21 protein-coding genes and 2 pseudogenes are annotated in these 24861 nt (G+C 72.1%); 9 read left to right on the top strand and 14 right to left on the bottom strand.

Annotation, left to right across the window (positions count from 1 at the left end):
• Nucleotides 1–7 precede the first annotated feature (7 nt).
• From ACZ619_RS34600 to ACZ619_RS34590, 3 genes and pseudogenes are all read left to right on the top strand, one after another.
• The gene (locus tag ACZ619_RS34600; protein ID WP_469607563.1) at nucleotides 8–946 is read left to right on the top strand and encodes a polyprenyl synthetase family protein; all 939 of its coding nucleotides are present in this window, start codon (nucleotides 8–10) and stop codon (nucleotides 944–946) included.
• Nucleotides 895–1191 (top strand): annotated as a pseudogene (locus tag ACZ619_RS34595) (spherulation-specific family 4 protein); the annotation flags it as partial. The gene ACZ619_RS34600 and the pseudogene ACZ619_RS34595, both read left to right, overlap by 52 nt.
• Nucleotides 1188–1653: pseudogene (locus tag ACZ619_RS34590) on the top strand (endo alpha-1,4 polygalactosaminidase). The pseudogenes ACZ619_RS34595 and ACZ619_RS34590, both read left to right, overlap by 4 nt.
• A 78-nt stretch (nucleotides 1654–1731) precedes the next feature.
• Here the strand turns inward: ACZ619_RS34590 and ACZ619_RS34585 are convergent.
• The gene (locus ACZ619_RS34585) at nucleotides 1732–2187 is read right to left on the bottom strand and encodes a MarR family winged helix-turn-helix transcriptional regulator (RefSeq protein WP_469607560.1); all 456 of its coding nucleotides are present in this window, start codon (nucleotides 2185–2187) and stop codon (nucleotides 1732–1734) included.
• Nucleotides 2188–2244: 57 nt separating this feature from the next.
• On the opposite strand from ACZ619_RS34585, the gene ACZ619_RS34580 reads away from it, so the two are divergent.
• A complete protein-coding gene (locus tag ACZ619_RS34580; RefSeq protein WP_469607557.1) occupies nucleotides 2245–3114 on the top strand; it encodes an SDR family NAD(P)-dependent oxidoreductase in 870 nt (289 codons plus the stop codon).
• 33 nt (nucleotides 3115–3147) lie between these two features.
• Here ACZ619_RS34580 and ACZ619_RS34575 read toward each other — a convergent pair whose 3' ends face one another.
• The 5 genes from ACZ619_RS34575 to ACZ619_RS34555 form a co-directional block, all read right to left on the bottom strand.
• Nucleotides 3148–3780, bottom strand: a complete 633-nt coding sequence (locus ACZ619_RS34575) for a LysE family translocator (RefSeq protein WP_469607555.1) — start codon at nucleotides 3778–3780, stop codon at nucleotides 3148–3150.
• A gap of 11 nt (nucleotides 3781–3791) precedes the next feature.
• On the bottom strand, nucleotides 3792–4880 hold the full coding sequence (locus ACZ619_RS34570) for an FAD-binding protein (RefSeq protein ID WP_469607553.1): 1089 nt from the start codon (nucleotides 4878–4880) through the stop codon (nucleotides 3792–3794).
• 212 nt (nucleotides 4881–5092) lie between these two features.
• Nucleotides 5093–5494: a hypothetical protein gene (locus tag ACZ619_RS34565; protein ID WP_469607550.1), complete on the bottom strand. Its 402-nt coding sequence runs from the start codon at nucleotides 5492–5494 to the stop codon at nucleotides 5093–5095.
• A 118-nt stretch (nucleotides 5495–5612) separates the two neighbouring features.
• The gene (locus tag ACZ619_RS34560; RefSeq protein WP_469607547.1) at nucleotides 5613–6470 is read right to left on the bottom strand and encodes a hypothetical protein; all 858 of its coding nucleotides are present in this window, start codon (nucleotides 6468–6470) and stop codon (nucleotides 5613–5615) included.
• Nucleotides 6471–6610: 140 nt separating this feature from the next.
• Complete coding sequence (locus tag ACZ619_RS34555; RefSeq protein ID WP_469607544.1) at nucleotides 6611–7057, bottom strand: MarR family winged helix-turn-helix transcriptional regulator; 447 nt, start codon at nucleotides 7055–7057, stop codon at nucleotides 6611–6613.
• A 118-nt stretch (nucleotides 7058–7175) separates the two neighbouring features.
• Between ACZ619_RS34555 and ACZ619_RS34550 the strand changes: the two genes are divergently transcribed.
• Nucleotides 7176–8105, top strand: a complete 930-nt coding sequence (locus ACZ619_RS34550) for an alpha/beta hydrolase (protein WP_469607541.1) — start codon at nucleotides 7176–7178, stop codon at nucleotides 8103–8105.
• A 157-nt stretch (nucleotides 8106–8262) separates the two neighbouring features.
• On the opposite strand, the gene ACZ619_RS34545 is transcribed toward ACZ619_RS34550, so the two are convergent.
• Nucleotides 8263–9090 (bottom strand): M15 family metallopeptidase, encoded by an 828-nt coding sequence (locus ACZ619_RS34545; protein ID WP_469607538.1) that lies wholly within the window; start codon nucleotides 9088–9090, stop codon nucleotides 8263–8265.
• A gap of 945 nt (nucleotides 9091–10035) precedes the next feature.
• On the opposite strand from ACZ619_RS34545, the gene ACZ619_RS34540 reads away from it, so the two are divergent.
• A complete protein-coding gene (locus ACZ619_RS34540; RefSeq protein WP_469607764.1) occupies nucleotides 10036–10725 on the top strand; it encodes a DUF4142 domain-containing protein in 690 nt (229 codons plus the stop codon).
• Between the two features lie 338 nt (nucleotides 10726–11063).
• A complete protein-coding gene (locus ACZ619_RS34535; protein ID WP_469607535.1) occupies nucleotides 11064–13823 on the top strand; it encodes a lectin in 2760 nt (919 codons plus the stop codon).
• 97 nt (nucleotides 13824–13920) lie between these two features.
• Here the strand turns inward: ACZ619_RS34535 and ACZ619_RS34530 are convergent, their stop codons facing one another.
• From ACZ619_RS34530 to ACZ619_RS34520, 3 genes are all read right to left on the bottom strand, one after another.
• Entirely contained in the window at nucleotides 13921–15000 is a 1080-nt protein-coding gene (locus tag ACZ619_RS34530) for a WxL protein peptidoglycan domain-containing protein (RefSeq protein ID WP_469607532.1), read from the bottom strand.
• A gap of 141 nt (nucleotides 15001–15141) precedes the next feature.
• Entirely contained in the window at nucleotides 15142–17121 is a 1980-nt protein-coding gene (locus tag ACZ619_RS34525) for a purple acid phosphatase family protein (protein ID WP_469607530.1), read from the bottom strand.
• Nucleotides 17122–17242: 121 nt separating this feature from the next.
• The gene (locus ACZ619_RS34520; RefSeq protein WP_469607529.1) at nucleotides 17243–18451 is read right to left on the bottom strand and encodes a HupE/UreJ family protein; all 1209 of its coding nucleotides are present in this window, start codon (nucleotides 18449–18451) and stop codon (nucleotides 17243–17245) included.
• A gap of 172 nt (nucleotides 18452–18623) precedes the next feature.
• Here ACZ619_RS34520 and ACZ619_RS34515 point away from each other — a divergent pair, with 172 nt between their 5' ends.
• Entirely contained in the window at nucleotides 18624–19295 is a 672-nt protein-coding gene (locus ACZ619_RS34515) for a hypothetical protein (protein WP_469607527.1), read from the top strand.
• A gap of 50 nt (nucleotides 19296–19345) precedes the next feature.
• On the opposite strand, the gene ACZ619_RS34510 is transcribed toward ACZ619_RS34515, so the two are convergent.
• Both ACZ619_RS34510 and ACZ619_RS34505 read right to left on the bottom strand, forming a co-directional pair.
• On the bottom strand, nucleotides 19346–19939 hold the full coding sequence (locus ACZ619_RS34510; RefSeq protein WP_469607524.1) for a hypothetical protein: 594 nt from the start codon (nucleotides 19937–19939) through the stop codon (nucleotides 19346–19348).
• Nucleotides 19940–20049: 110 nt separating this feature from the next.
• Nucleotides 20050–21012 (bottom strand): phosphotransferase family protein, encoded by a 963-nt coding sequence (locus ACZ619_RS34505; RefSeq protein ID WP_469607521.1) that lies wholly within the window; start codon nucleotides 21010–21012, stop codon nucleotides 20050–20052.
• 195 nt (nucleotides 21013–21207) lie between these two features.
• Between ACZ619_RS34505 and ACZ619_RS34500 the strand changes: the two genes are divergently transcribed.
• On the top strand, nucleotides 21208–22812 hold the full coding sequence (locus ACZ619_RS34500) for a multicopper oxidase family protein (RefSeq protein ID WP_469607518.1): 1605 nt from the start codon (nucleotides 21208–21210) through the stop codon (nucleotides 22810–22812).
• Between the two features lie 22 nt (nucleotides 22813–22834).
• On the opposite strand, the gene ACZ619_RS34495 is transcribed toward ACZ619_RS34500, so the two are convergent.
• Nucleotides 22835–24079 carry a 4-hydroxybenzoate 3-monooxygenase gene (locus ACZ619_RS34495; protein ID WP_469607762.1) on the bottom strand — a complete coding sequence of 415 codons (1245 nt, stop codon included), beginning with the start codon at nucleotides 24077–24079 and terminating at the stop codon, nucleotides 22835–22837.
• A gap of 108 nt (nucleotides 24080–24187) precedes the next feature.
• Nucleotides 24188–24721, bottom strand: a complete 534-nt coding sequence (locus ACZ619_RS34490; protein ID WP_469607759.1) for a P-loop NTPase family protein — start codon at nucleotides 24719–24721, stop codon at nucleotides 24188–24190.
• Between the last annotated feature and the right edge of the window lie 140 nt (nucleotides 24722–24861).

Raw genomic sequence — 24861 nt, 5'->3', positions numbered from 1 at the left:
CCGCATCATGCCGTCAACTCCCTTACGAAAAAAGCACGTTGCCTTTCCCGACCGCAAGGGGCGCGGCTGTGGTGCGGTCGCGCGACGGGGTTGTGCCGTTCGGCCGGTGCGCGCTGTCGGCTTCGGTACGCGTTCTCGCGATACGGGCATGCGCCTTGTCCGGGGAGGGCGGTCGGAGTGTCCTGGTGCTGACCGTCGTCGAGACCTCCCCGAACTGACCGCACCGCGGCGCAGGGGCGTTCGGCAGGGACGGGCATGCCGTCGGCTGGTGGGGTGGGCCTGTTGGAGGCTGGTCATGGAGGCCGCGGGTGCTGTTCCGACCGCGGTACCGCTGGATCTGGACGCGCTCCGGCGCGACGAGGAGTCGGTCCTGGCGGGCTTCTTCCGAGCCAAGGAGGCCGACGCCCACAAGGCGGGGCTGTCCGGTGAACCGGTGCGGGTGCTGGCGGACTTCGTCGGCGCCGGCGGGAAGCGGCTGCGGCCCCTGCTGTGCGTGGCGGACTGGTGCGCGGCCGCCGACGGCCGAGTCGTGCCGCCCGAGGCGGTGTTGAGAGTCGCGGCCGCCCTGGAGATGTTCCAGGCGTTCGCGCTGGTCCACGACGACGTCACGGACGGCAGCCCGGCCCGCCGGGGCCGCCCCAGCCTGCACCGGACCCTGGCCGGGCTGCACACCTGCCCCGGCGGCCTCGCGGCGGAGTTCGGCCGGGCGGCGGCCGTCCTGATCGGGGACATGGCGTTCGCCTTCTCCGACGAGCTGATCCACACGGCGGACCTGGGCCCGGACCGGCTGGCCCGGGTACTGCCCCTGCTGTCGGCCGTGCGCGTCGAGACGATGCACGGCCAGTGGCTCGACCTGCTCACCACCGGCCACCCCTCGGACGACGTCGAAGCGGCCTCGACCCGGGCGTCCACCCGGCGCCGGGGTACCTGCGGCTCGCCGACCTGACCGTCACCTTCGAGAGGCACTGGCCGACGTACGTCTCCGCGTTCAGCCGCCCGGAGTGGGCCGGCCGGCAGCCGCCCGAGCGGCTGTGTCACCAGGTCTACGGGGTTCCCGAGGCGCTCGTCCCGCTCGCCGTGCGCACCGCGCACCGGCGCGGCGCCGCCGTCTGCGGCCCGGTGACGGGTGAACCGCCCAATCCCTGGAGCCGGTTGACGCCGGCCCTGACGGGCGCGGAGACCGGACGATGAGACTCTCCCCCCTGCTCCGGGCCCGGACCGCGCTCTTCGCGATCCTGCCGGCGGAAACGCTCCTGGCCGGCTGCACCACCCACCGGGACCGGCCCTCGAAACACCCGGCCGCCGCCACCGCCGGGGCCATCTGGCATCCCGGGCCCGGTCTCGCCTGGCAGTGGCAGCTGGACGGCGAGGTCGATCCGACGGCGGACGTGCCGGTCTACGACATCGACGGAGCTGAAGAACGACCTTCCGCAGATCCCTCGGCTGCTCGCCGACTTCGGCTTCGCGGTCGACGAGGAGTGTGCCCGCTACGACGAGTGCGCGCGCCTGACGCCGTTCGTCAAGGCGGGCAAGACGGTGTTCCACGTGGAGTACGACGAGCCGCTCGGCAGCTTCTGCGCCGAGTCCCGGCGGCTGGGGCTGTCGTCGATGCGGAAGCGGCCGTCGCTGGGTGTGTGGCGCAGGCCCTGCTGATCCACGAGGGCGGCGGCGCGCCGACGATCGCGCGCCGGGGCGGGGACTCCTGCGGGCACGCCGTGCGCCACCGCCGCCTCAGTCCGCGTGTGCGGTGGCTCCGTCGACGGCGGTGAGCAGCGTTTCCAGGTCGGCAAGGCGGTGCGTGCCGAGCGAGCCGAAGAGTTCGCGCAGGATCCGCGCGCCGGCCTGTTCGCCCGCCGTGAGCGCGGCCTGGCCCTGGCCGGTCAGGGAGACCGTCTTGCGGCGGCGGTCGGCGGAGTCGCCGGTCCGGGTGACCAGACCGGCGCGTTCCAGGGCCTCCACCGCCTGGGTGACGGAACGCGGGGCCTGGCCGAGGGCTCCGGCGAGTTCGGCCTGGTGCAGTGGGCCGCGCAGGGCCAGCAGCCGTAGGACCTTCGTGCGGGACAGGGAGAGGCCCGCCGCCGACATCCGCTGGTCGACGATCTCCCGTACCCGGTGCGCGACGGACAGGAAATGCAGCCCGACCTGCTCGGCGCCCTCGGCGTCCCGCACCGTTTCGTGCTCACTCATGGTGTCGGGTATCGTCTCACACATGATTAATGAGGTACCTCATGAATGGAGTGGGCGATGAGCCGTCCCGTCGCCGTGATCACCGGCGCCACCTCCGGGCTGGGCCGGATCACGGCCATCGAACTGGCGCGCCGGGGCTACCGCATCGGGGTCGTCGCGCGCTCCCGGACCAGGGCCGAAGCCCTCCTCGGCGAGCTGCGGACGGTGGCCGCCGACGTGCGGGCCGACGTCTTCCACGCGGATCTGGGGCTGATCGCGCAGGCGCGCCGGGCCGGCGAGGAGATCGCCGCGCGCTATCCCCGGCTCGACGTGCTGGTCAACAACGCGGGCCTGCACGCGTTCTCGCAGCGGACCACCGCGGAGGGCCTGGACGTCATGACCGCGGTCAACTACCTCGGCCCGTTCGCGCTGACCGAGATGCTGACGGACGCGCTGACGGCGTCCGGCCCCGCGCGCGTCGTCAACGTCGCCTCGGAGGCGTCCCGGCAGGCCGGGACGATCGAACCGGCCCGGGATCTGCGCCGCACCGATCCCTACACACGCCGGGAGTCGATGGCACGGTACGGCCGGACGAAGCTGATGACCATCATGTGGACCCGGGAACTCGCCCGGCGCCTGGCCGCCACCGAGGTCACCGTCAACTGCTGCGACCCGGGCTTCAACGCCACCGGCCTCGGCCGGGACCTGCCCGGTTCCGGACTCCTCCAGCGCGCGCTGAACGCCCTCGGCGTGGGCGATCCGCACAAGGGCGCCGCCATCATCGTGCGCCTGGCGACCGACCCGGCCTTCGCGCACGTCACCGGCGGCTACTTCTCCGTACGCGACGCCAAACCGCTTCGGGCGCCCGAGCCCGGCCGCAGCGAGGGCGTGCGGCGGGCACTCTGGGCGGAGACCGTCGCGCTGACCTCCGGCCTCGCGACTCGGTGAGAGAGACCGGCGTGCGCCAAGGCCGGGCCGGGGTCAGCTCAGCGGGGGTCCCGGCTGGGAGCGGTCCGTCGCCAGGAGCAGGGCCAGGGCACCGAGGGCCGTGCCCGTGACGTACCGCTGGACCCGCAGCCAGGTGGGGCGTGCGGTGAGGAACGCCGACAGGGTGCCCGCGGCGGCGATGATGACCAGGTTGGCGCAGACGCTCACGGCGATCTGGATACCGCCGTAGACGAAGCCCTGGAGCAGGGCGTGGCCCTCCCTGGGGTCGACGAACTGGGGGATCAGGGACAGGTAGAGCAGCGCGATCTTGGGGTTGAGGAGGTTCGTGAGCAGCCCCAGCGCGTAGAGCCCGGGGGTGGAGGCGGCCGCCGTCTCGCGGGGCGCGAAGACGGACACGCCGTCGGTCCGGAACGCCTGCCAGGCCAGCCAGCCCAGGTAGACGGCGCCCACGGCCTTGAAGGACGCGTACAGCGCGGGAACGGCGCGCAGCACGGCCAGCAGACCGAGGTTGGTGACCACCAGGAACACCAGGGCGCCGGTCGCGACCCCGCCCAGCGACACCACTCCGGCGCGGCGGCCCTGGGCGATGCTCCGCGAGACCATGTACATCATGTTCGGCCCGGGGGTGAACACCATGCCGAGGGAGAGCGCGGCGACCCCGGCCATGCCGCCGACGTTCACCGCCGCGGTTCCCCGCCGAGCAGCGCCGGACGGGCGACGGGCCGCCAGACCGGTTCTCCGGCCTCGTACGTGACGCAGTGCGCCGTGGGGCGGTCGGCCGTGGCCGGGAAGTCCTCGCGGTGGTGCGCGCCGCGCGACTCCTCGCGCCGCAGCGCCGCCTCGGTGATCAGCCGGGAGGCGAGCAGCAGGTTCTCCAGGTCCAGAAGGGTCTGCACCTGGCCCGCGGCCCGCGGTCTGGAGGCGAGGTCCGTGGCCCGCGCGCGTTCCTCCAGCGCCGCGACGGTCTCGCCCATCGCCAGCAGGCCCGGTGCCGTGCGGATCGGGCCGGCCTTCAGGTACATCTCCCGCCGCAGCACCTGGAGCAGGGCCTCGGGACTCGGGCCGCCGGGCCGGACGTCCAAGCGGTAGGGGCCGGTGACCCGGGCGGAGCCTGCCTCGCGCGTCCGCCCCGAACGGGCGCCCGCGGCACGGTTCGCGGCGTGGCGGCCGGCGATCCGGCCGAAGACGAGTGCTTCCGAGAGGCCGTTGCCGCCGAGGCGGTTGGCGCCGTGGGCGCCGGCCGCCGTCTCGCCCGCTGCGTACGGACCGGGGACCGTGGTGCGGGCCGTGCTGTCGATACGGAGCCCGCCCATCAGGAAGTGCGCGGTGGGCCGCACGGCCAGCACCGACCGGCCGGGCGAGCCGAATCCCGGCCGCAGCAGGCACAGCCGCTCGTACAGGGCGGGGTAGCGCTCGGGCACCACCCACGTGCAGGGACCGAGGTCGAGGTGGACCGTCGCGTCGGCGTGACCGCGGCCTTCCACGATCTCGCGGTAGGCACCGCGCGACACCTTGTCCCGGGTGGCGCGCTCGCCCGCGGGGTCGTACCGCAGCATGAACCGCTCGCCGTCGCGGTTGAGGAGGGTCGCGCCGTCGAACCGTACGGCCTCCTCGACCGGCATGCCGTCGTACGTCGGCACGTCGGACGCGAGCCCGGTGGGGTGGAACTGCACGTACTCCATGTCCATCGCGGCGGCGCCCGCCCGCAGCCCGAGGGCGAGGCCGTCGCACGTCTTGTCGCTCGACGAGGCCGACGGCGCGTACATGGAGGCCGAGCAGGGTGAAGGGGCCGTTGTTGCCGGTGCTGACGAAGTCGACGAGCCGGCCGCCGTAGTGGCCGGTGAGGATCTCGCGATGGAGGATCCCCGCGTGGTCGTTGCCGAACACGACGATCGCCTCGGGGTTCACCCGCTTGATCTCCGCGGCGACGATGTAGGCCCACAGCGCGGTGGACGTGTAGACGGTGAACGCCGCCACGTCAGGGGGGGTCGGCGGCGATGGCGGCGCGTACCTCGCCCCAGGGGACATGGCTCACGTCGACGTACTTCCAGGGGAGTTCGGGAAGGTGGCGGTCCTGGTAGGTGATCATCTCCACCAGGCCGGAGTGCGGGTAGACCGTTCCCTCGTTGCGGTACCGCTCCTGGCCGTCCACGCCGTCGATGAGGGCGCCTCCGCCGGAGTGGCCGCCCCGGTGGGCGGAGGTGAGCGGGAGCGCGAAGTACCAGACGGACGGCGTCCAGTCGGCCCCGCGGGTACCGGAGGCTGCCCCGCCGCCGACGCCGGGCGGGGGCAGCTCCCACTGGAAGCGGCCGTCGACACCGACGCGCTCCTCCACGGGTTCCAGGCCCATCTCCACGAGGTCTCCCTGCACCGACTGCACCGGAGGAGCCTCAGTGTCATGGCGCCCCCGCCCGATGTCGTTCGGTGTTCCGATGGCCGGAACCGAGGGAGAGCCCCTGGGAGGTCCGCTGTCGTCCGGACCGGTCAGGTCCTGTCGCTCACGACTTGTCCGGCAGCCGTACTACCGCGGTTCCGGCCTGGGACTCGCCGAACCCCCATCCCGCGACGAGGGAGTAACCGGCCGCTTCCAGGTCGGTCCAGGGCCAGTGGTCGGCGCCGCAGTAGAAGCCGCCCTCGCCGCGGGCGTCGTCCTCGGTGAGGCAGAGCATGCGGAGATGGTCCCGGAGCGCGGGATGCGTGACCGCGCCCAGCTTCTCCTCCCAGGGCTCGTCGGCAGCGCGGGCGTGGCTCATGTCGCCGATCGACACGAGGTGTCCGGGGCCGCGACCGGTGAACGTGGCCGCCTTCATCGCGTCGCCCAGCGTGCCGTCGGTGGCGACGCGCAGCACCACGGTCAGCCAGCAGTTGAGCTTCTCGGACCTCCGGCCGGTCAGGTCCACCCCGTGACGGTCCAGGAGGGGTCCCAACTCGGCTCCGTGCACCAGCGCCGAGCCGTCCTCATCGACCGTGGCGACGGTCCGCAGGTCGGCGACGAAGGCATCGCCGAACGGCCGGGGGCCCTTGTGACCGTCTTCGCCCCACGGTCCCGTTCCGGCCAGGAGGTCGGCGTCGAAGCAGAAGAGCGACTCGCTCAGGTCGAACCACCACGCCGCGGGAGAGAAGGGGTACTCCCCGTCCTCGTCCGGCAGCCGCACCGGCTGCCGGGCCGTCAGCGCGTCGGAGGTGGCCCAGGTGTTCGGGAACAGGAACTCGTCCAGGGAGTCCGAGCCGTAGTACACCCCGTATCCGGCGGCGGGATCGGCGGCCGGCCGGCCTGCGAGCAGTATCCCGAAGGCACCGGCCAGAGCGGCGTCCCACCCGTCGGGGCCGGCCCCCGGGGCCACCTCGGATATCACGATGGGCGCTCCTTGATCTCGTATCGGACAGGTCGGCAAAGCCTGCTGAGGACGAGTCAGAGGCTACTGAACCCGATTTCGTGACGCCGACCGGGGGCGCGCCGGCTGGGCGGCGGATGCCATGTGCGGGTCGTGTCCGCTCATCCCGGCCGGCCGTGGGAGCCCGCTTCGAGGGTCGCGCGCAGCGCGGCCAGGGTCGAGGCGATGCGGACGAGGTCGTCAGGGGGAACCGCCGCGGTCAGTGAGAGGAGTTCGCTCTCGACGACGGGTCGGGAGGCGGACAGCCGCGCCTCGCCCGCGGAGGTGAGGCGGAGGACGGACGAGCGGCGGTCATGGGGGTGCGCGACCCGCAGGCACCAGCCCGCAGCCACCAGCCGGTCGACCGCCTTGCTGACGGCCCCCACGGTGATCGCCAGTTCGCCGACGATGTCGAGCACTCGGCATCCCGGCACCCGGTCGATGATCTCCAGGAGCTCGAACTGTCCGAGCCCCAGACCTTGTTCGGCGCGCAACCGGGCGCTGACCGCGTTGTAGAGCCGGGTCTCGACGCGGACCAGGTCACTGAAGATCGGAGTGATGTGGCTCACATTGGCCTTCCAGTAGATTCCCGGGAATCATCTTCCTTGGAATCCGGTTGGGGTCAGGCAGATGGATTCCGAGGAATCCATCCTCGCACCCCGACCCATGGCGCCATGGAGGCCCCGCATGTCCCGACAGCAGCGCGACGCACTGGACGCCGTACTCCGTTCCGCCCCCCGCACCGAGAGGCGGCCCACTCCCGAGGAGCAGCGGGGCGGTTTCGCCGCGGCCGTCACCCGTCCCGCGCCGGAGGAAGTGGTCACCCGCAGGACCGTCCTGGGCGGCCGGCCGGCCCTGGAGCTGGAGCCCGCCGATGTCTCCGGCCGCGGCCGGCTGCTGTACCTGCACGGCGGCGGCTATGTGATCGGCTCCCCGGAGACCCACGCCGGGCTGGTCGGCGAGCTGTCCCGCCGCGCCGGGCTGCGCGCGACGTCGGTGGACTACCGGCTGGCGCCCGAGCACCCGTTCCCCGCGGCCGTCGACGACGGGCTCGCGGCCTACCGCGAGCTGCTGGCGTCGGGCACCGACCCACGGGACCTCGTGCTGGCCGGTGACTCCGCCGGGGGCGGACTGAGCATCGCCACGCTGCTCGCCGCCCGGGAGGCCGGGCTGCCGCAACCCGCCGCCGTGGCCGTCTTCTCCCCCTGGACCGACCTCACCCTCGGCGGAGGAAGCATCCGCTCCAAGGAGGGCGCCGACCCCATTTTCACGGAGGCCGACCTGCGCGCCTACGCCGAGCTCTACGTCGGCGCGGACGACCGGGCGCATCCCCTGGCCAGCCCGCTGTTCGCCGACCTCACGGGGCTGCCCCCGCTCCTCGTGCAGGTCGGGGCGAACGAGCTGCTCCTCGACGACGCGGTCCGGCTGGCCGGCCGGGCGGGCGCCGACGGCGTCGAGGTCACGCTCGAAGTCGGCCCCGGCCTCCCCCACGTCTTCCAGCACCACTACGGCCGCCTCGACGAAGCGGACTCCGCACTCGACCGCGCCGCCCGCTTCCTCGCCACCCGCCTGAACACCGACCGCCCACACCCCGAACACCTCGAACCGGCCCACTGACACCGCTCTTGCGGCGCCGTGCGACGGCGGCGACGGCCACAGAGCGCGATCGCCGCCATCACGGGTGGCTCGGCCAAATCACGGCCGCACGCCCCCGCTCGACGCAGTGTCCTGCCGCGCAGTGCCCCGCTGGGACGTCGACGGCGGATGTCTGCAGTCAGCAGCGGGTGCTGTCGGACAGCACATCCCAGTGCCAGTGCTCGTTCCTGTACTGATGGAGCCCGAAGCGGGACGCGTTGGCGCGCAGCCACGTCCACGCACCTCCCGATCCGTTGGTGCAGCCGGCCGAACTGTCGATGCCCGCGAAGTCGATGGCCAATCCCATCTGATGGTTCGACGTCCCGGGGCGGGCCACGCGACCGTAGTTGCCCTGCCGGCAGGGGGAATTGGCGTTGCACAGGGCCTGCTGGTGCGCCATGGTCCGAAACGCGCTGGAAGCGCTCAGGGTCAGCCCCGACCCCTTCGCCGCCCGGAACATGGCCGCGACGGCACCCGACATCCGAGAGTTCACCACCGCCTCGCCGTTTGCGCCCGGTACGCGATAGGGGGTGTTCCCGCTCTCTTCACTCGTGCTGCGCAGACCGACCACGGCGCACAGACGGATCAGCACCTTGGCGTTGTTGCGGTAGCCGTCCGCCACCCCGAGGTCCCGAGTCCCCGACGCGCAGGGCACGTTGCGTGAGTCGCCGAAGACAGGAGCGACCGGAGCCGCGGACGCGCCTCCGCCGGACGTACCCGACGCCCAGACGGCAACATGCCCCGGGTCGTGGTAGATCACCGCATTTCCATCGTTCTGCAGTTCGAGGTAGGCGCCAGGGCGGCCTGCGGTGCCGCTGGCCCAGACCGCCACATGGCCCGGCGCGTAGAGCACGAGATTGCCGTCCGACTGCATCTGCGCCACGGCACCCGGACGGCCCGCGGTGCCGCTCGCCCAAAGGGCGGGATCGCTGCCTCGGTACAGGACGAGGTTGCCGTCGGTCTGCATGATCAGCGCGTAACGGCCGTCAGGGGACTGCAACCTGCCCCCTGCGGCCAGCGACTTTCCGCTTCCCAGGGCACTGGGGGCTTGTGCGGCTCGAGCCGGGCCGGCACTTCCCGGGAGCAGGGCCGCGAGCATCGGGGCCAGCAGCAGGGTCAGACCCAGTCGCCGGAGCAAGGATTTCACGGACGAACCCATTTCTTGACGTCTGCAAGGTTGCAGGCTCCGCCCTCCATACGGGGCGGCGCGCACACGGTCCTCAAATCCGTGTCCGTTCCGTCAAGATTCAAAGATAAGATGCATACCGGACATCTGTTCCAAGGAATCACTTTCTCCCGCACGCCGTCCTTCCACCGCTTGACGAAGCAGCCGTAGACCGTGTTCTGCGATCGACGCACAGGATCGCGTCCATGATCCGGAACGGGCGTGCGGCAGTCGGCAACCAGGAGGAGCCGGGGCGGGAGATCCACGTGATCGACCCGGGACTGGGCACAGCGCGGCTCTGCGGGCCGAGGAACCCGCGCCGGCCATGTACCGATCGGGCACGCGAAGGCGCACGGTGGGCGGACCGCGTCGGTGGCGAAGGAACGTCGGTGATCCCTTGAGCATGTCGGCCTTCGGCCGAACGGCACCCCCCTCCACCTCAGTTGATGTCGTACGCGAACCGGGAAGGACCAGAAGTGCGGGATTGGACATGGCCCTTCCCGGCCGCCGCTCCATCGTCGACCGCGAGGCACCCGGTCCCGATAGGGCCGAACGGCCCTTTTTCTCGCCGGTGAGCGGGCCGATGCGCGCCAACCGCCCTCAGGGCACCGATCTCTTTGCCAACCCATGACGAGCCCTAAAGGTTCTGCGGAGCCTTCGCATCCGTACATCCGGGCGTGCGGGATCCGAAGAACCGGATCAGGAGACACGGTGCTCGTTTCACGGAAGGCGGCGGGAACTCTCTTTCTGGGCGGTGCGGTCAGCATCACCCTCGGCTCCCTCCTCTACCCCTCCATGCTCGGAGTCCAGAAGGTCAGCAGTGCACCCGCGCGGGTCCTCGCCACCCCGGCGAGCGGAACGTTGACGGAGGCCGACCGGGACTTCGTGGTCCAAGTGCGCTCGGCCGGACTGTGGGAGTACCCCGTCGGCCAGAAGGCGCTGAAGAAGGGGTCGACGAAGGCGGTCAGGAGCGCGGGAGAGCAACTCGTCGACGGGGATGCCGCGCTGGACGCCGCCTGCCGCAATGTGGCCAATCAGCTGGGCATAACGCTGCCCAACCAGCCGTCCCCCCAGCAGCAGGGCTTCGAGTCCCGGCTGAACTCGGAAAAGGGCAAACAGTTCGACACCGACATGGCCACCACCGTGCGCGCCACGAACGGCCAGTTCCTCACCACGATCGCGAGTGTCCGCACCACCACGAGGAACTCACTGGTCCGCGCCCTGGCCGACGAGGCCAACGACACCGTGCTGGACCACCTCACGGCTGTCGAGAAGACCGGCCTGGTCGACTTCGGCCAGGCGCTCGTCCAGGAGACCGCCTCACCCAACCTCTCGGCCAAGGATCTGACCCCGCCTCCCGCGACCGCGGGCCAGCCGCAGGTCGTTCTCACTCCGCCGGCGAACAGCACGGTCTCGCCGAGCCCGACGGCCGGGTGACGACCCCGGCCGCAGCACACCGCTGACCGGCACCCCTGCGGGCGGCAGATCCACTGCCGCCCGCAGGGGTGCGACGGCCTCGGCGGACCCCCTGCCCGTTTCGTTGACATGTTCCTGCCTTGCGGCTAGCTTCCCGGGAGCCCCCACCGCCTCGGGCGCACACCGCCCCACGGTCCATTCCGACGTTCGAAGCCCAGGTACCTCGTCCCCACGGTTGGACAACGATGTCAGCCTCCGTGATCCGGATCTCCCGGCAAACCCGCTCGTCGTCCGGGGCCGCGCCGCCGACGCGAGGACAACGTTGTCGGCCCTCACTTTCGCGTAGAGGAGAAAGCCCCGTGACGACAAGACTGCTGAGACCTCGCGGATCCGCGGCGATCGGTCTCCTCGCCGCCGCGGCACTGGCCGCGGCCGGACTGTGCACGCCCGCGTGGGCGGCCGGGAGGGCCGCGCTCGTCACCGCACCGGCGACCGTGGTCGATCCGTTCATCGGCACGTCGAACCAGGCCGACGACTTCCCGGGGGCCGACGTCCCCTTCGGCATGGTGCAGTGGAGCCCGGACACCCCGTCGCGTCCCGACGGCGGGGGTTACGAGTACAACGACTCGTCGATCACCGGGTTCAGCCTGACCCACATCGCCGGACCCGGTTGCGGCGCGGCCGGTGACATACCGGTGCTGCCCACGGTGGGGACCGTCGACACCGGTGCCACGGACGGGTTCTCGCACACCAACGAGTCGGCGTCCGCCGGGTCGTACAAGGTGGCGCTCGACAACCAGGTGACCACGGAACTGACCACCACGACGCGGAGCGGCATGGCCCGCTTCACCTTCCCCTCGACCACCCGGGCCAACCTGGTCTTCAAGTTGACGGGCAGTCAGAACGGCGCCACGTCGACGCAGTTCACCAAGGTGTCGGGCACCGAGGTGAGCGGACAGGTGACCAGCGGTCGCTTCTGCGGTGCCTCGAACACGTACACCGTGTACTTCGACATGGTCTTCGACCAGCCGTTCGCCTCGCTGGGCAGCTCGGTCGCCAAGGCGTCGGCGACCGGGAAGGCGTCGAAGAACGCCGCCGAGAAGCCGAACGAGCCGGTGCTGCACGGCAGGAACCCCAGCGCTTCGGAAGCGAAATCGGCCGGCAGCGCTGCTCCCGACGCCGCCGCCTCGAACGGCTACGTCACCTTCGACACCACGGCCGACCGTGTCGTGCAGGCCAAGGTCGGCATCTCGTACGTGTCGGTCGCGGGCGCCACCGCCAACCGGACCGCGGAGAACCCCGGATGGGACTTCGACGCCACCCGCACCGCGGCGCAGAACGCGTGGAACGGCGCGCTCGGCAAGGTACGGATCGCCGGCGGGACGGACGCACAGCAGCAGACCTTCTACACCGCGCTCTACCACTCGCTGCTGCACCCGAACGTGATCAGCGACACCGACGGCCGGTACTACGGGTTCGACGGGACGACGCACACCGTGGACGCCGGTCACAGCGCCGTGTACGCCAACTACTCCGGCTGGGACATCTACCGTTCGCAGGCCCAGCTGGAGGCCCTGGTCGCCCCCCAGGTCGCCTCCGACACCGCGCAGTCGATGGTCGACGACTACACACAGACCGGGATCTTCCCCAAGTGGTCGGAGAACAACGGCGAGTCGTACGTCATGGTCGGCGACCCGGCGGACGCCGTCCTCGCCGACTACTACGCCTTCGGCGCCCGGGACTTCGACGCCACCACCGCGCTGGCCGACATGGTGAAGCAGGCGAGCACGGCCAACAACGACCGGCCCGGCCTGGCCTACCTGAACTCACCGGGATACCTGCCGCACGACGGCAGCTACGGCTGCTGCAACTTCTACGGTCCGGTGGCCACCACCCTGGAGTACGACACCGCCGACTTCGCGATCTCCGCGCTGGCCGGGGCGCTCGGTGACACCGCGAACCAGAAGACGTACGCCGACCGCGCACAGGACTGGCGCAACGTGCTCGACCCGGCCTCCGGTTTCGCGGAACCCCGCAATGCGAACGGCTCGTGGACCGGTGGCTTCGACCCCACCAGCGGTACGGACATGGTCGAGGCCGACTCGTGGATCTACACCGGGATGGTCCCGTTCGACATCGGCGGCCTGGCGCACGCCAAGGGCGGCGACACCGCGATGAACCACTACCTGGACACCGTGCTGCGCAGCTACACCGGCGCCAACGGCTACGCCTGGGTCGGCAACGAACCGAGCATCGAGCTGCCGTGGGAGTACGACTACACGGGGCAGCCCTACAAGACGCAGGGCACGGTGCGCGCGATCCAGGACCAGATCTGGTCGAACACCCCGGGCGGCCTGGCCGACGGCAACGACGACCTCGGCGCGATGAGCGCCTGGTACGTGTGGTCCGCGCTCGGCATGTTCCCGGAGACCCCCGGAACCTCCGATCTCGCCCTGGGATCGCCGCTGTTCACCCAGGCCGTGATCACCCTTCCGTCGGGCGGCACGCTGACGGTCAACGGCGACGGGGCCGCCGACGACGCCCCCTACGTCCAGTCCGCCGCGTGGAACGGCACGGCGTGGAACAACGCCTACGCTCCCACCACGGCGATCACGGCCGGCGGCACCCTGGACTTCACGCTGGGCACCGGCGCCGACACCTCGTGGGCGACCGCCGCGTCCGCCGCGCCGCCCTCGTACCCGGGAGACACCACGGCACCTGCCGCGCCACGGATCGGCCCGCTCACCTCCGCCGTGGCCTCGAACCTGTGCGCGGACGACGCGTCCTCCGGCACCTCCGACGGCACCCACGTCCAGATCTGGGGCTGCAACAGCACCTACGCCCAGGACTGGATCATCGCCGCCGACGGAACGATCCGCGCCCTGGGCAAATGCCTGGACGCCGATCACAGCGGGACCACCAACGGCACCCTGATCCAGCTGTGGACCTGCAACGGCACCGGCGCCCAGCAGTGGTCCGCCGGAGCGGGCGGATCGCTCGTCAACCCCGAATCGAAGCTGTGCCTGGACGACCCCGACTCCTCGACCACGAACGGCACCCAGCTCCAGCTCTACACCTGCAACGGAACGGCCGCCCAGAACTGGACGCTGCCGGCCTGAGCCGAGGACCGTCCTGCGGCGCCCGTCGGGGGGAGGGCGCCGCAGGACGGCTTCCGGGGCGGTGCGCACGACGGGTCGGCCGGGCGGGTGCGGGAGATCAGTGCTCCTGGGGTTCCTGGGTACGCAGGGCCTCCTCGACGGCCGCCTGGACTCGGGCGTTCTCCCGCTGGGTACGGCGGGTCCGGGCGCGGCGGGCCAGGAGGAGCCGGGCGGTGACGGCGGCGGCCAGGAGCAGGACGATGACCAGCAGGGTCCAGGGCACGGCCCAGCCGCCGGCGGTGGCCCGGACCGGGTCGAGCGGAGAGACGGAGCCCGAGGCGTCGGTGAGCAGCGGGGTCAGGGTCACGGTCGCGGTCAGCCGGAACGCGGGGGCCACGCCGTGCACCGGAACGGTCACCTTCCACCGCTCCCCCGGCAGCAGTTCGGGCGCGTCGGCGACGGCACCGGTCCCGGCCTTCAGCCAGCCGAACGGGCCGCTCAGCGTGGCTTTCTGACGGACCGCCAGAGTCGTGTTGCCGGTGTTGCGAACCGTGTAGGTCAGGGTCGCGTCGCCGGTGGTGAACGGGTTGGCGGTGCCCTGGTAGTCGATCGTGAGGTCCTCGACGGCGAGGGCGGGCCGGAGTTCGCCGCTGACCCGCAGCTTGACCCGGATGCCGAGCCTGCGGTCCACGTTGATGCCCGCGGCGTCGTCGGCCTGTTTCAGGGAGGTCAGGAGGCCGCCCACGTAGTCGCCGGGGGTGGCGTCGCCGGGGACGGTGACGCTGAACGGGATGCGTACCGTACGGCCCGGCGCGACCTTGACGCCGGTCTGGTCGGCGTGCAGCCACTTGCCCACGCCCACGGACTTCTTGTCCCGGGTGAGCAGGTCGAGCTGGCCGGTGCCGGTGGTGTAGCCGTCGGCCGCGTACACCGCGAGGGTGAGCGGTTCCTCGCCGCGGTTGGCGACGATCATCGCGTCGTCGATCCGGCCGCCCGGGTTGACGCCGTAGGAGAAGCTGGAGCGGTCGGAGCCGTAGCTGTTGGGCGCCGTGCGGACGGTCCAGGTGACGTCGCCGCCGGCCGCCTCGGCGGGGACGGTGAGCGGGCCGGTGACCACGAGCGCGGCGAGCAGGGCGAGCAGGACGGTGCGGAACAGGGTGGCGACGGCGGTGGTCCGGCGCGGGGTGGGCGCGTGCATCTGGGGTCCTCGGGCGGCGGTGGGCGGGCCGTGGCGGGCGGCGGGATCGGGGCGCACCGGACTGGGGCCGGTGCGTGGGACGTGCGGGGTGCGGGGCGGGCACCGTGCGGTGCCCGCCCCTCGAGGGGGACCGCCGGCGGGTCAGCTGCTCAGCGCGGTGAGCGTGAGGGTCGCGCGGTAGGTGCCCTTGTCGACGCTGCCCGGGATCTTCAGGTCCAGGTCGGCGCCCAGCTTGGCCTTGCCCTTGGCGTGGCCCTGCTCGGCCCAGGCGAGGCCGCGCGAGACGGACAGGCCCTGGCCGTTGTCGTCGTAGCCGGAGGCCACGGAGCCGCTGGCCTTGGCGCCTGCGCCGGCCTCCAGCACGTTCGGGGTCCAGCCGAGGTAGGCGCCCGAGAAGGTCTTGTCGGCGTCCTTGAAGTCGCCGACGGCGGCCGAGACCGACCACGGGGCCTGGGAGCGGCGGCTGTCCGTGACCAGGATCGGGTTGATCTGGCCGGACGCCTGGAAGTAGTCGCCGTCGTGGTCCTTGGCGGTGCCGAGGTCGACCAGGCCGTTGTAGCCGTCGACGGTCCAGCCGAACTCACCGGGGGGTGCGTCCGGGACGTCGACCTGGAGGTCCTGGGAGTCGCCGTGGTACGGGTGGACCGTCACCTTGTCGACGACCGAGCCGACCGGCTTGCCCTCGGTGGTGTTGGTGCAGGAGACCTGTCCCAGTTCAACGGCGGCGTTGGGCGACTCGCAGGTGCCGCTGCGCAGGTTCTCGACGACCAGCTTGTCCTTGCGGACCGCGACCTTGACGTAGTTGCGGACGTGCTCCTGGTTCTGGACCGAGTTGTACCAGTAGCTGTCCGGGTTGAGCGGGTCCGCGCCGTTGCCGGCACCGCTCGTGCCGCTGCTGTCGGGCTTGGTGATGTCGTAGTACTTCGAGCCGGAGGCCGAGTTCGACGTCACGTAGAGCACGCCGCCGGGACCGGGGTACACGTCCGCGGCACCCGGCTGCTCGTCCGGGTTCTCCTTCTGACCATTCTTGATCAGGTAGCTACGGGAGTAGCTGTGGTCGTGGCCCTGGAGCACCAGGTCCACGCCGATCTTGGAGAACGTCGTCGGGAAGTCCGTACGGCGCGCCTTGTTGTCGCTGTCCTTGGCGTGCGAGGCCGGCGAGTAGATCGCGTGGTGGTAGACGAGTACCTTCCACTTGGCCTCGGAGCCGTGCTTGTTGATGACGTCGGTGACGTAGTCGACGTGCGCCGCGTCACCGCCGCCGCCCTGGGAGGTGGCGTAGCTGTTGCTGTTCAGGTCGATGAACAGGACGTCCTTGTAGATGTACCAGTAGTCGCCGCCGGAGGTGTTCGACGCCGGGTTCCCGTTGGAGTAGTACGGGGCCGTGCGGTCGGTGTTCGGCGTGTAGAGGTGCTGCTCGTACGCCTTGCCGCCGACGTCGTGGTTGCCGATGGTGGCGGCCCACGGGTACTGGCGGAGCTTGTCGGGCGCCAGGAAGGCGTTCCACTGGGACTCGGTGTTGGCGGTCTCGACCTGGTCGCCGCCGGACACCAGCAGTTCGGCGTCGGGGTTGGCGGCGAGCGACACGTCGAGGGTGTCCTGCCAGCCGGCCTGGTCCTTGGCGGTGTTGCCGGAGGAGCCGATCTGCGGGTCGCCGTAGAAGAGGAAGTCGTAGTCGCCCTCGAAGTCCTGCGTCTTGAAGGCGTACGCGGTCGACCAGTCGCCGTCGGAGCCGACCCGGTAGGAGTACGCGGTGTGCTCCTTGAGGCCGGTGAGGGTGGCGTGGCGGTTGTAGCCGCCGCTGGTGGCGATGTTGGCGCCGCCGACGGCGTCGAAGCGCGTCGCGTCGGCCGGGAACTCGCCGTTGACGAGCTGCGCGGTCGGGACCAGCTGCACCTGCTGGGCGGTGTCCGCCGAGGAGTACCAGGTGACGGTGCGCTGGGACTCGTTCGCGCCGACACCGAGGATGATGCCGCTGAGCGCGGTGGACTCGGCGGCGCTGGCGGGAGCCGCCAGGCCGTTGCCGAGAGCCACGGCCACGCCCAGGAAGGCCGCTGCGGCCCCGGTGGCCATACGGCGCCGCGCGGGCCCGGAGGCCTGCGAGGAGGGTCTCGATATCATCGATTACGTTCCTTTGGTGCACGGAGTGCATGAATGGACGTCAAGAAAGTCTCTTCACTTGGTAAACCGCCCTTAAATGCGATCTTGGAACTTGTTGAACTTCCCAAGTCGCCGTCCCTGCTCAGGCGCCTGCAAGCCGCTGGACGAACCAGATCGAGCCCATCACGGCGACCCCCGCCGAGACGGCTCCGGTCAGCCGCAGGCCGGCCGCCGGGGACCGGCGGCGCACCAGCGCCAGCAGCGGGAAGACGATCGCGATGATCCCCAACTGCACCGCCTCGATACCGACGTTGAAGACCAGCAGGGACCACAGCAGCGTCCACGACCAGGCCTCGTGGATGCCGAGCGCGCCCGCGAAGCCGAGTCCGTGCACCAGGCCGAAGCAGAACACGACGCCGAGCCGCGCCCAGCCCGCCCGGTCCAGGCCCAGCCGTCCGGACCCCACCGCCTCGGCCTCGGCGGCCCGGCCGTGGCCGCGCCACATCCGCCACAGGTACCAGGCCGCCACCACGGCGATGGACAGGGCGATGACCGGTTCGACGACCCGGGCCGGTACGTCGACCACGCCGAGCGCGGCGAGCAGGAAGGTCACCGAGTGCGCCAGGGTGAAGGCGGTGGCGGCCAGCACGATCTCGCGCAGCCGCCGCGACCCGGCGATGAGCGCCAGCAGGAACAGGATGTGGTCGATGCCGCCGAGCAGGTGCTCGGCGCCCAGCCGGAAGAACTCCCAGAAGCGCTCGTACCAGGTCTGGGCGAGCGAGAAGGACGGGTGCGCGGCGTCCAGCGCGGCGCTGCCCGACCGGCCCTCCAGCTCGTAGGTGATGATCGTCTTGGTGTCGCGGACGTAGCCCTCGCCGTCGGGGAACAGCTCGCTGCGCAGCACGGGTTCGGCACTCCGCACGGGGCAGTCCCAGTCGAGGACCAGCCGGGCGTACGGCACGCCCTCCTGCCGGTGCAGGGTGAACCCGCCCCGCCGGGACGGGGTGCAGGCGCTGCCGCCCGAGCCGACGGTGAACCGGCCGGTGACGTAGTCGACGGCGGCGCGGGTGTGTCCGTTCAGGGCGGCGGCCTGGGCGCGGGTGTCCCCGTCCTCGAAGGCGGTGTTCCCCTGCCGGAAGAGGGAGTCGTCGTGCCGGGTGTCCGCGGCGGACACGACGTAGAGGTCGTACTCGAGTTCCAGGGTCGTCCGGATCCGGCCGTCGTCGCCGGCGGTGACCTGGACGTACACGGTCGAGGTGAACCCGTGGGCGAGTGCGGGGCGGACGGCGCCGAACAGGGCGATCACCGCCGCGGTGACCAAGACGACGGCCCGGCGGGCGTGCTGTGACATGTAGCTCCTTCGGTTGCCCGAGCACGCTGCATGCCGTGGGTGAACAGGGACCGCCCCGATGACGAATCATGGAAGAACAGCCGTTCGACCAGCCTCTTTCGGCCATGTCCGGCGGCCCCCGTCGTACGAGGATGTCCTCGCACCAGCAGCCACCCCCTGGAGGACGATCCCGTTGCGCACCCCGCTCAGAGCCGTGGCCGCCCTGACCGCGGCCGTCGCCCTGCTCACCGGCTGCGGCTCCGGCGACGACTGGTCGCGTCCGCACGCGAGTCCGACCCCGGTCGGCACGCTCGGCGCGGGCTTCACCGATCCCTCAGCGCCGCCCACCCCGGAGGCGACCGTCACTCCGCGGCCGGGTTCCTGGGACGGTGTCCGTCCCCCCGAGGGCTACCGGGTGGTGCTGCTCACCTCGGGCACGGACCGCCCCACCCGGACCCTGGTGACGGCGGTACGGGCCTGGGCGCGGGACGAGCACGTGGACCTGCGGACCGTGGTCGCCGAGCACCCTGCCGATCTGCTGCCGAGCGTCACGAAGTCCCTGGGGATGGGCGCGGACCTGATCGTCAGCGCCGGGAACGACCTGATCGACCCGCTGGCCACGGTGACCCCGAGCCATCTGGCGCAGCGGTTCCTGGTGGTCGGCGCGGAACTGGCCGAGCCGACCCACAACGTGACCTCGGTGGACTGGTCGGGCGCGTCCTTCCGCGGCGAGGGCCTCGGCATGTCGTCCACCTACGACGCCTCGACCTTCACCGCGACGCGCTGCGCGGCCGCCGTCCGCGCGGGCGTGGCCGCGGTGCTGTCCGACCTCACGGGCATCGTCGTCTGGCTCGACCTGGACTGACCCGTCCGCCCGACGGCCCCGGCCGGCCCTGCCCGGCCCGGGTCAGGCGTTCAGCGCCCCTGCCCCTGACCGCGCCCCTGCCCCTGGCCGCGGCGCTGGGCGGGCCGCGACGTGCGCCGCGGACGGCGGGGCTGCGGGGCCTGGCCCTCGGCGGGCTGGGCGGTGGGCGAGGAGAACCCTCCGGGGATACCGGGCGGTACGGGCACCGGCACCTGTCCGTCCCGCCGCTGGTTCGCCCGCGGGGGCCGGGCGGCGCGGGCGAGGACGCGGGCGTTGGGGATCAGCGGGGCGCACGTCTCGCAGACCTCTTCGAGCGTCCAGACCCGCCCGACGAGGGGATCGTGCTGAAGGACCAGTGCCACCCCGCCCGCGCAGTGGATCGTCGTCTCCGGGTGGGCGGCGCACTGCGAGGAGCCGCAGTGGCACCAGGCGTTGGCGTGGACGGTGGCCACCCGCGCGTGCGCGGCCGCGTGCTGGGCGGCGAACGCCCGCAGCCCGGCGAGGTCCTTGGAGCGCGGCGGCATCCGGCATGCCGCGGTGCTGCAGGTGACCGTGGCGGTCCGGTCCGCGTGCCCGGTCAGGCGGATCGTCCAGACGCGCCCGGGGACGCGTTCGGCGGATGGCTCGTTGGAAACAGTCGTCACAACCGTCCGTTCTGAAGAAACCGATGAGATGGAGCAGTCCACTATGGGCTACCCGGCGGCGGTACGGACATCACCCCGGCGCGGGCGCTTCGGAGCGCTTCGGCGCAGAATCAGCCCAGGGCGTCCATCAGGGCGGTGACATAGGCGTCCAGCCGCTCCTCCACGGCCCGCGTCGTCAGGTCGGTCCTGCCCGCCTGCCGCCACGGCCGCGCCACCTGCCCCGCCTCTCCCGAGAACCCCAGCGCGTCGAGCAGCCGCCAGTACAGCCGCTCACGCGCGGCCGGGGCGAGTACGCCGCCGGCCTCCTCGTACGCGTCGGCGAACCGCAGGCCCCACGCAGGGCCGTGCAGCAGCGCGAGGTTGGTGGAGCAGTGCGCCACATCGAGGTCCGCCGGGCCCCAGGAGGTCTCCACCCAGTCGACGACGCCGGTGATCCGGGAACCCGCCCGGCCGGCGAGCGGTCCGTCGAACAACACGTTTCCGGGCTGGAAGTCCCGGTGCAGGAAACATCCCTCGTAAGAGGGTACGGGTGTGCGGATCACGTCGGTCGCCGCGGCCCAGACGGCCGCGTCGGCGCCGGCCGGCGGAACGACCGCGTCGGCGGTCGTCCACGCCTCGTACCGCACCGGCCGTCTCGCGGGTCGCAGGGCGTGGATGGCCACGAGTTGCCGGGCCAGCAGCGGGACGCGCTCCTCCAGTCCCTCGTCGCCGAGGACCGTACGGCCCGGCAGCCGGGTCATCAGGAGCGAGGGGTACTCGCAGTGCGCGGCGGCCGGATCGACGGCGACCAGTCCGGGGGCCCTCACGTCGGTTCCCGCGAGGAGGTCCAGGGCGCCGGCCTCCCTGTTCAGCAGGGTTGCGGCGTGAGCCGCGAAGTACGCGTCCACGAAGGTCCGCAGCACCAGGTCGCGGCTGCCTCCGTCCCGCGTGGCGATGGTCAGCCGCCGCATCTCGGCGGTGATGCCGCCGTGCAGCGCCTCGGTCCTGACGATCCGTTCACCGGCCTCCAGCTGCCGGCCCGCCCAGGCCAGCGTCCGGGGGCGGACGGCCCCGGCGTCGTCGTGGTCGATCACCTCGCCAGCTCATCATCCGCACGGCGGCCCGCGCAAAGGCTTTTGCCGGGGCCCGCCGACGAGGCGGCCGGGCCCGTCGGCCCGGTCCGGCCCCTGATCCGGCCCCCGGTACGGGCGGAGCGTCGTCCGGGTTGGCCGGCCGGCCGCGGTGTGCCGCCCCGGCGGTGCCCGCGAGTTCATCTAGATTGCCCGACCATGGGTGGACATGGAGGGATCAGTCGTCGATCGGTGCTCAAGGCCATCCCCGTCCCGGGTCTCGCCGGGCCGCTCACCGGGATCGCGGCCGCCCGGCGCGCGTCGGCGGCACCCGCGGGCTTCCCGCAGCCGCCGACGACCGCTCGTCCGGCGTGCCGCACGGGGCCGGCGGTGGTGGAGCAGACCCTGGACGTCCGGTTCACGGACGTATGGATCCCGGGGTACGGGCGGGTCCGCACGCGCACCTACAACGGGGGCGTTCCCGGGCCGACCCTGCGGGTGCGCGGCGGGGACACCCTGCGGCTGACGCACGTCAACGGACTGCCGCCCAACCCGCCCCACACCGGCGGCCACAACACACCGCACCACCCCAACAGCTTCAACGTGCACACCCACGGCATGCACGTCTCCCCGTCCGGCCACGCCGACAACGTCCTGCGCGCGTTCGCACCGCGCACGCCCGACGAGGCCGCCGCCGGGGCCGTGGAGCCTCGGTACACGTCGAGCGTCCACGTCCCGGCCGGTCATCCGGCCGGGACCTACTGGTACCACCCGCACCTGCACGGATCGACCGCCGAGCAGCTCGTCGGCGGCATGGCCGGGGTGATCGTCGTCGAGGGCGACGTCGACGAGGTCCCGGAGATCAGGGCCGCCGCCGACATCGTCGTGTGCGTCAGCGAACTCAAACTCCAGGACGGCCGGGTCCCCGCCTTCACCTCCAACGGCTGGGTGAGCGGGATCGCGTCCACGTTCACGGTCAACGGCGGTGTCAACCCGACCCTCCGGCTGCGGCCCGGCGAGGTGCAGCGGTGGCGGCTGGTCGCCGCGACCGCGTTCACCGCGCTGCGTCTGCGCGTTGCGGGCAAAGCGGCGGGTCCGGTCGTGCACCAGATCGCACAGGACGGTGTCGCCTTCGCCGCGCCGGTCGTCCGCGAGGAGGTGGAGCTGGCGATGGGAAACCGCGCCGACCTGCTGGTCCAGGCGAAGACCCCGGGCCGGTACGAGCTGCGCGCCGAGGGTGTGGCCGTGCCGCTGCTGACCGTCGAGGTGGCCGGCGAACCCATGGCGCCGCCCATGCGCGTCCCGCGCTCGCTGCCGCCGGGGCGGCCGTTCCTCGACGAGCGGGACCTGACGGACCCCGACGCGGACCGGAACGTCGTCCTCCATGTCGACCCGGGGGTCCTGCCGGGGGCGTTTCCCCACGCCTACCGCATGCTGGGCACCGGGGCCACTCCCGCGGCCGACCCGCACGGCGACCTCGCCCGCGACCCGGCCTACGGGCTGTTCGACCCCGCCTTCACCAACCACACCCTGCGCCTGGGCACCGTCGAACGGTGGACGGTCCGCACCGGGGAGACCGAGCCCGCGTTCAACCACCCCTTCCATCTGCACACCAACCAGTTCCTCGTCACCCATCGCGACGGGCGGCGGCTTCCGGTGCCCGTCTGGCACGACACCGTCGGCCTGGTCGGCGGGACGCCCGGACAGTCCGTCACCTTCCTCGTCCGGTACGAGGACTACACCGGCCGCGCCATCGCCCACTGCCACCAGCTCCACCACGAGGACCTCGGCATGATGCAGACCGTGGACTACGTCGAGCCGTGAGAGCGGGGCCGCGGCGCCGGTGTCACTCCGCGCCCGGCGGACGGGGCGCGACGAGGGGGCGGTCGCGGTCCGGGTCCATGCCGGTCATCAGCTCCGCGAAGGACTGCGCGGCCGCCGGGGAGGTGAAGAGCCGGTCCAGCCGGGCGCGGGCCAGGTTGCGCAGGAACGGGCCGCCGGCGGTGTCGTCGCCCGCGTCGTGGACCGTGCGGGTCAGCCAGTGGGAGAACTCCTGGTCGTTCCAGACTCGCCGCAGGCAGCGCTGCGTGTAGGTGCCGAGCGCGGTGTCGTCGCCGTCGCGGACGTGGTCCCGGACGGCGCGGGCGAACAGGTCCGCGCCGTACAGGGCGAGGTTCATGCCCTTGCCGCCCATCGGGGACACGATGTGGGCGGCGTCCCCGACCAGGAACAGCCGCCCGTACTGCATGGGGTCGTGGACGAGGCTGCGCAGCCGGAAGGTCTCCCGGTCGGTGACCGGGCCCGGGGTCAGGGCGGGGTCGGCGAGCCTGGTGCGCAGCGCTTCCCAGACCCGGTCGTCCGGCCAGGTTCCGGGATCGTCGCCGGGCGGGCACTGGAGGTAGAAGCGGCTGCTGTGCGGGCCGCGGGGGAAGTGGGCGGCGAAACCCTGCGGGCTGACGGCGAGCAGGGGGTGCGCGGGCGGCGGGGCGTCCGCGAGCACGGTGAGCCAGCCGATGCCGTGGTCGAAGGAGTGGGCGGTGAGCACGCCCTCGGGGACGGCGGCGCGGGTGACACCGTGGTCGCCGTCGCAGCCCGCGACGAAGGAGCAGGCGATCGTGTGCGGGGTGCCGTCGGCGGCGCGGTAGCGGACGGTGGGGCGGTCGCCGGTCAGGCCGTGCACGGAGACGTCGGCCACCTCGTGGCGCAGGTCCCCGCCGGCCGCGAGGTGGGCGGCGGTGAGCTTCTGGACCAGGACCTGCTGGGGGCACAGGCGCGCCCCGGAGCCCTCCGAGCCGTCGCTGTCGTCGACGAAGTGGCTGACGCCGTCCACCCTGAACTCCAGGATGCCGTCGTGCGGCGGGCCGCCCAGGACCAGATCGGCCAGCCCCCAGGACTCGAACATCCGCACGGCACGGCTCTCCACGATGCCGGCCCGCTGCCGCTGCGCCACGTACTCGCGGCTGCGGCACTCCAGGACGACGCAGTCGATGCCGCAGGTGCGCAGCAGGTTGGCCACGGTCAGCCCGGCCGGACCGGCCCCGATGACCACAACCGTCGCGGACTCCGACACCCCACCCAACTCGCCCTGCATATCAGTCACTTGACACCTCCGAGAGCAGCGTATCCGTCGAACCCCGGAAAACCGTCCGTCCTGCCGGGCACTGGTGGCACGACTGCCGCGACCGGTCCGGCACCCGGGTCAGCGGTCCAGCGGGGGCAGATGGGACAGACCGGTGTCGCGCATGATGCGGTCGACGGTCTCGTGCAGCCCGCTGTCGGCGCCGATGACGGTCTCGGCGCCGCCCGGCAGCAGATCGCGCGTCAGGTACCAGCCCCGCAGCTGCGTCTCGCCGACGTCGTCGGCGATCGGCTTGGTGGCGTGCCGGGCGAGGGTCTCCCCGAAGGGAACGTCCAGGTAGTAGCCGTGGGTGGGGCCGCGGTGATCGGCACGCAACGCCGCGAGCATGTCGCCGTACCGGCCGGCGTGGAGAATGCCTTCGACCACGACGTGGAACCCGGCGTCCAGCGCGTAGCGGGCGGTCAGGTCGATCAGGCCGATGTTCGCGGCGCCGGCCCGGTCGCGCTCCCGGAGCACGACGCGGCGGAGGTTGTCCTGCGCGACCACGGCCAGCCCCCGGCCGAACCGCTCGCGCAGGCCGGCCGCGACCGACGACTTCCCCGACGCGCTGTTGCCCCGGAGCACGACCAGCCGCGTTTCCTCGTCACCCACCATCACGGCACTCACGCTACCGACAACCGGTCACAGCACCCGGGCGTTACGGGGGGTGCCTCTATGTCTTCCGTCAAGGCACCCCTGTCGGGTTTGGTGTGGTTCGGTGTTGCTGGGGTTATGCGGCGAGCTCGATGTCCGTC

Source organism: Streptomyces sp. NPDC104367, from assembly GCF_055583825.1.
Note: the sequence above shows the minus strand (reverse complement) of the source record. Positions and strands in the feature narration are given on the sequence as shown.

Bases quoted from the DNA above. Each gene is read 5' to 3' on its own strand.
- ACZ619_RS34600 (WP_469607563.1), top strand. From the start codon at position 8: ATGCCGTCAACTCCCTTACGAAAAAAGCACGTTGCCTTTCCCGACCGC.
- ACZ619_RS34585 (WP_469607560.1), bottom strand. From the start codon at position 2,187: ATGAGTGAGCACGAAACGGTGCGGGACGCCGAGGGCGCCGAGCAGGTC.
- ACZ619_RS34580 (WP_469607557.1), top strand. From the start codon at position 2,245: ATGAGCCGTCCCGTCGCCGTGATCACCGGCGCCACCTCCGGGCTGGGC.
- ACZ619_RS34575 (WP_469607555.1), bottom strand. From the start codon at position 3,780: ATGGCCGGGGTCGCCGCGCTCTCCCTCGGCATGGTGTTCACCCCCGGG.
- ACZ619_RS34570 (WP_469607553.1), bottom strand. From the start codon at position 4,880: ATGTACGCGCCGTCGGCCTCGTCGAGCGACAAGACGTGCGACGGCCTC.
- ACZ619_RS34550 (WP_469607541.1), top strand. From the start codon at position 7,176: ATGTCCCGACAGCAGCGCGACGCACTGGACGCCGTACTCCGTTCCGCC.
- ACZ619_RS34545 (WP_469607538.1), bottom strand. From the start codon at position 9,090: ATGCAGACCGACGGCAACCTCGTCCTGTACCGAGGCAGCGATCCCGCC.
- ACZ619_RS34530 (WP_469607532.1), bottom strand. From the start codon at position 15,000: ATGCACGCGCCCACCCCGCGCCGGACCACCGCCGTCGCCACCCTGTTC.
- ACZ619_RS34525 (WP_469607530.1), bottom strand. From the start codon at position 17,121: ATGATATCGAGACCCTCCTCGCAGGCCTCCGGGCCCGCGCGGCGCCGT.
- ACZ619_RS34520 (WP_469607529.1), bottom strand. From the start codon at position 18,451: ATGTCACAGCACGCCCGCCGGGCCGTCGTCTTGGTCACCGCGGCGGTG.
- ACZ619_RS34500 (WP_469607518.1), top strand. From the start codon at position 21,208: ATGGGTGGACATGGAGGGATCAGTCGTCGATCGGTGCTCAAGGCCATC.
- ACZ619_RS34495 (WP_469607762.1), bottom strand. From the start codon at position 24,079: ATGCAGGGCGAGTTGGGTGGGGTGTCGGAGTCCGCGACGGTTGTGGTC.
- ACZ619_RS34490 (WP_469607759.1), bottom strand. From the start codon at position 24,721: ATGGTGGGTGACGAGGAAACGCGGCTGGTCGTGCTCCGGGGCAACAGC.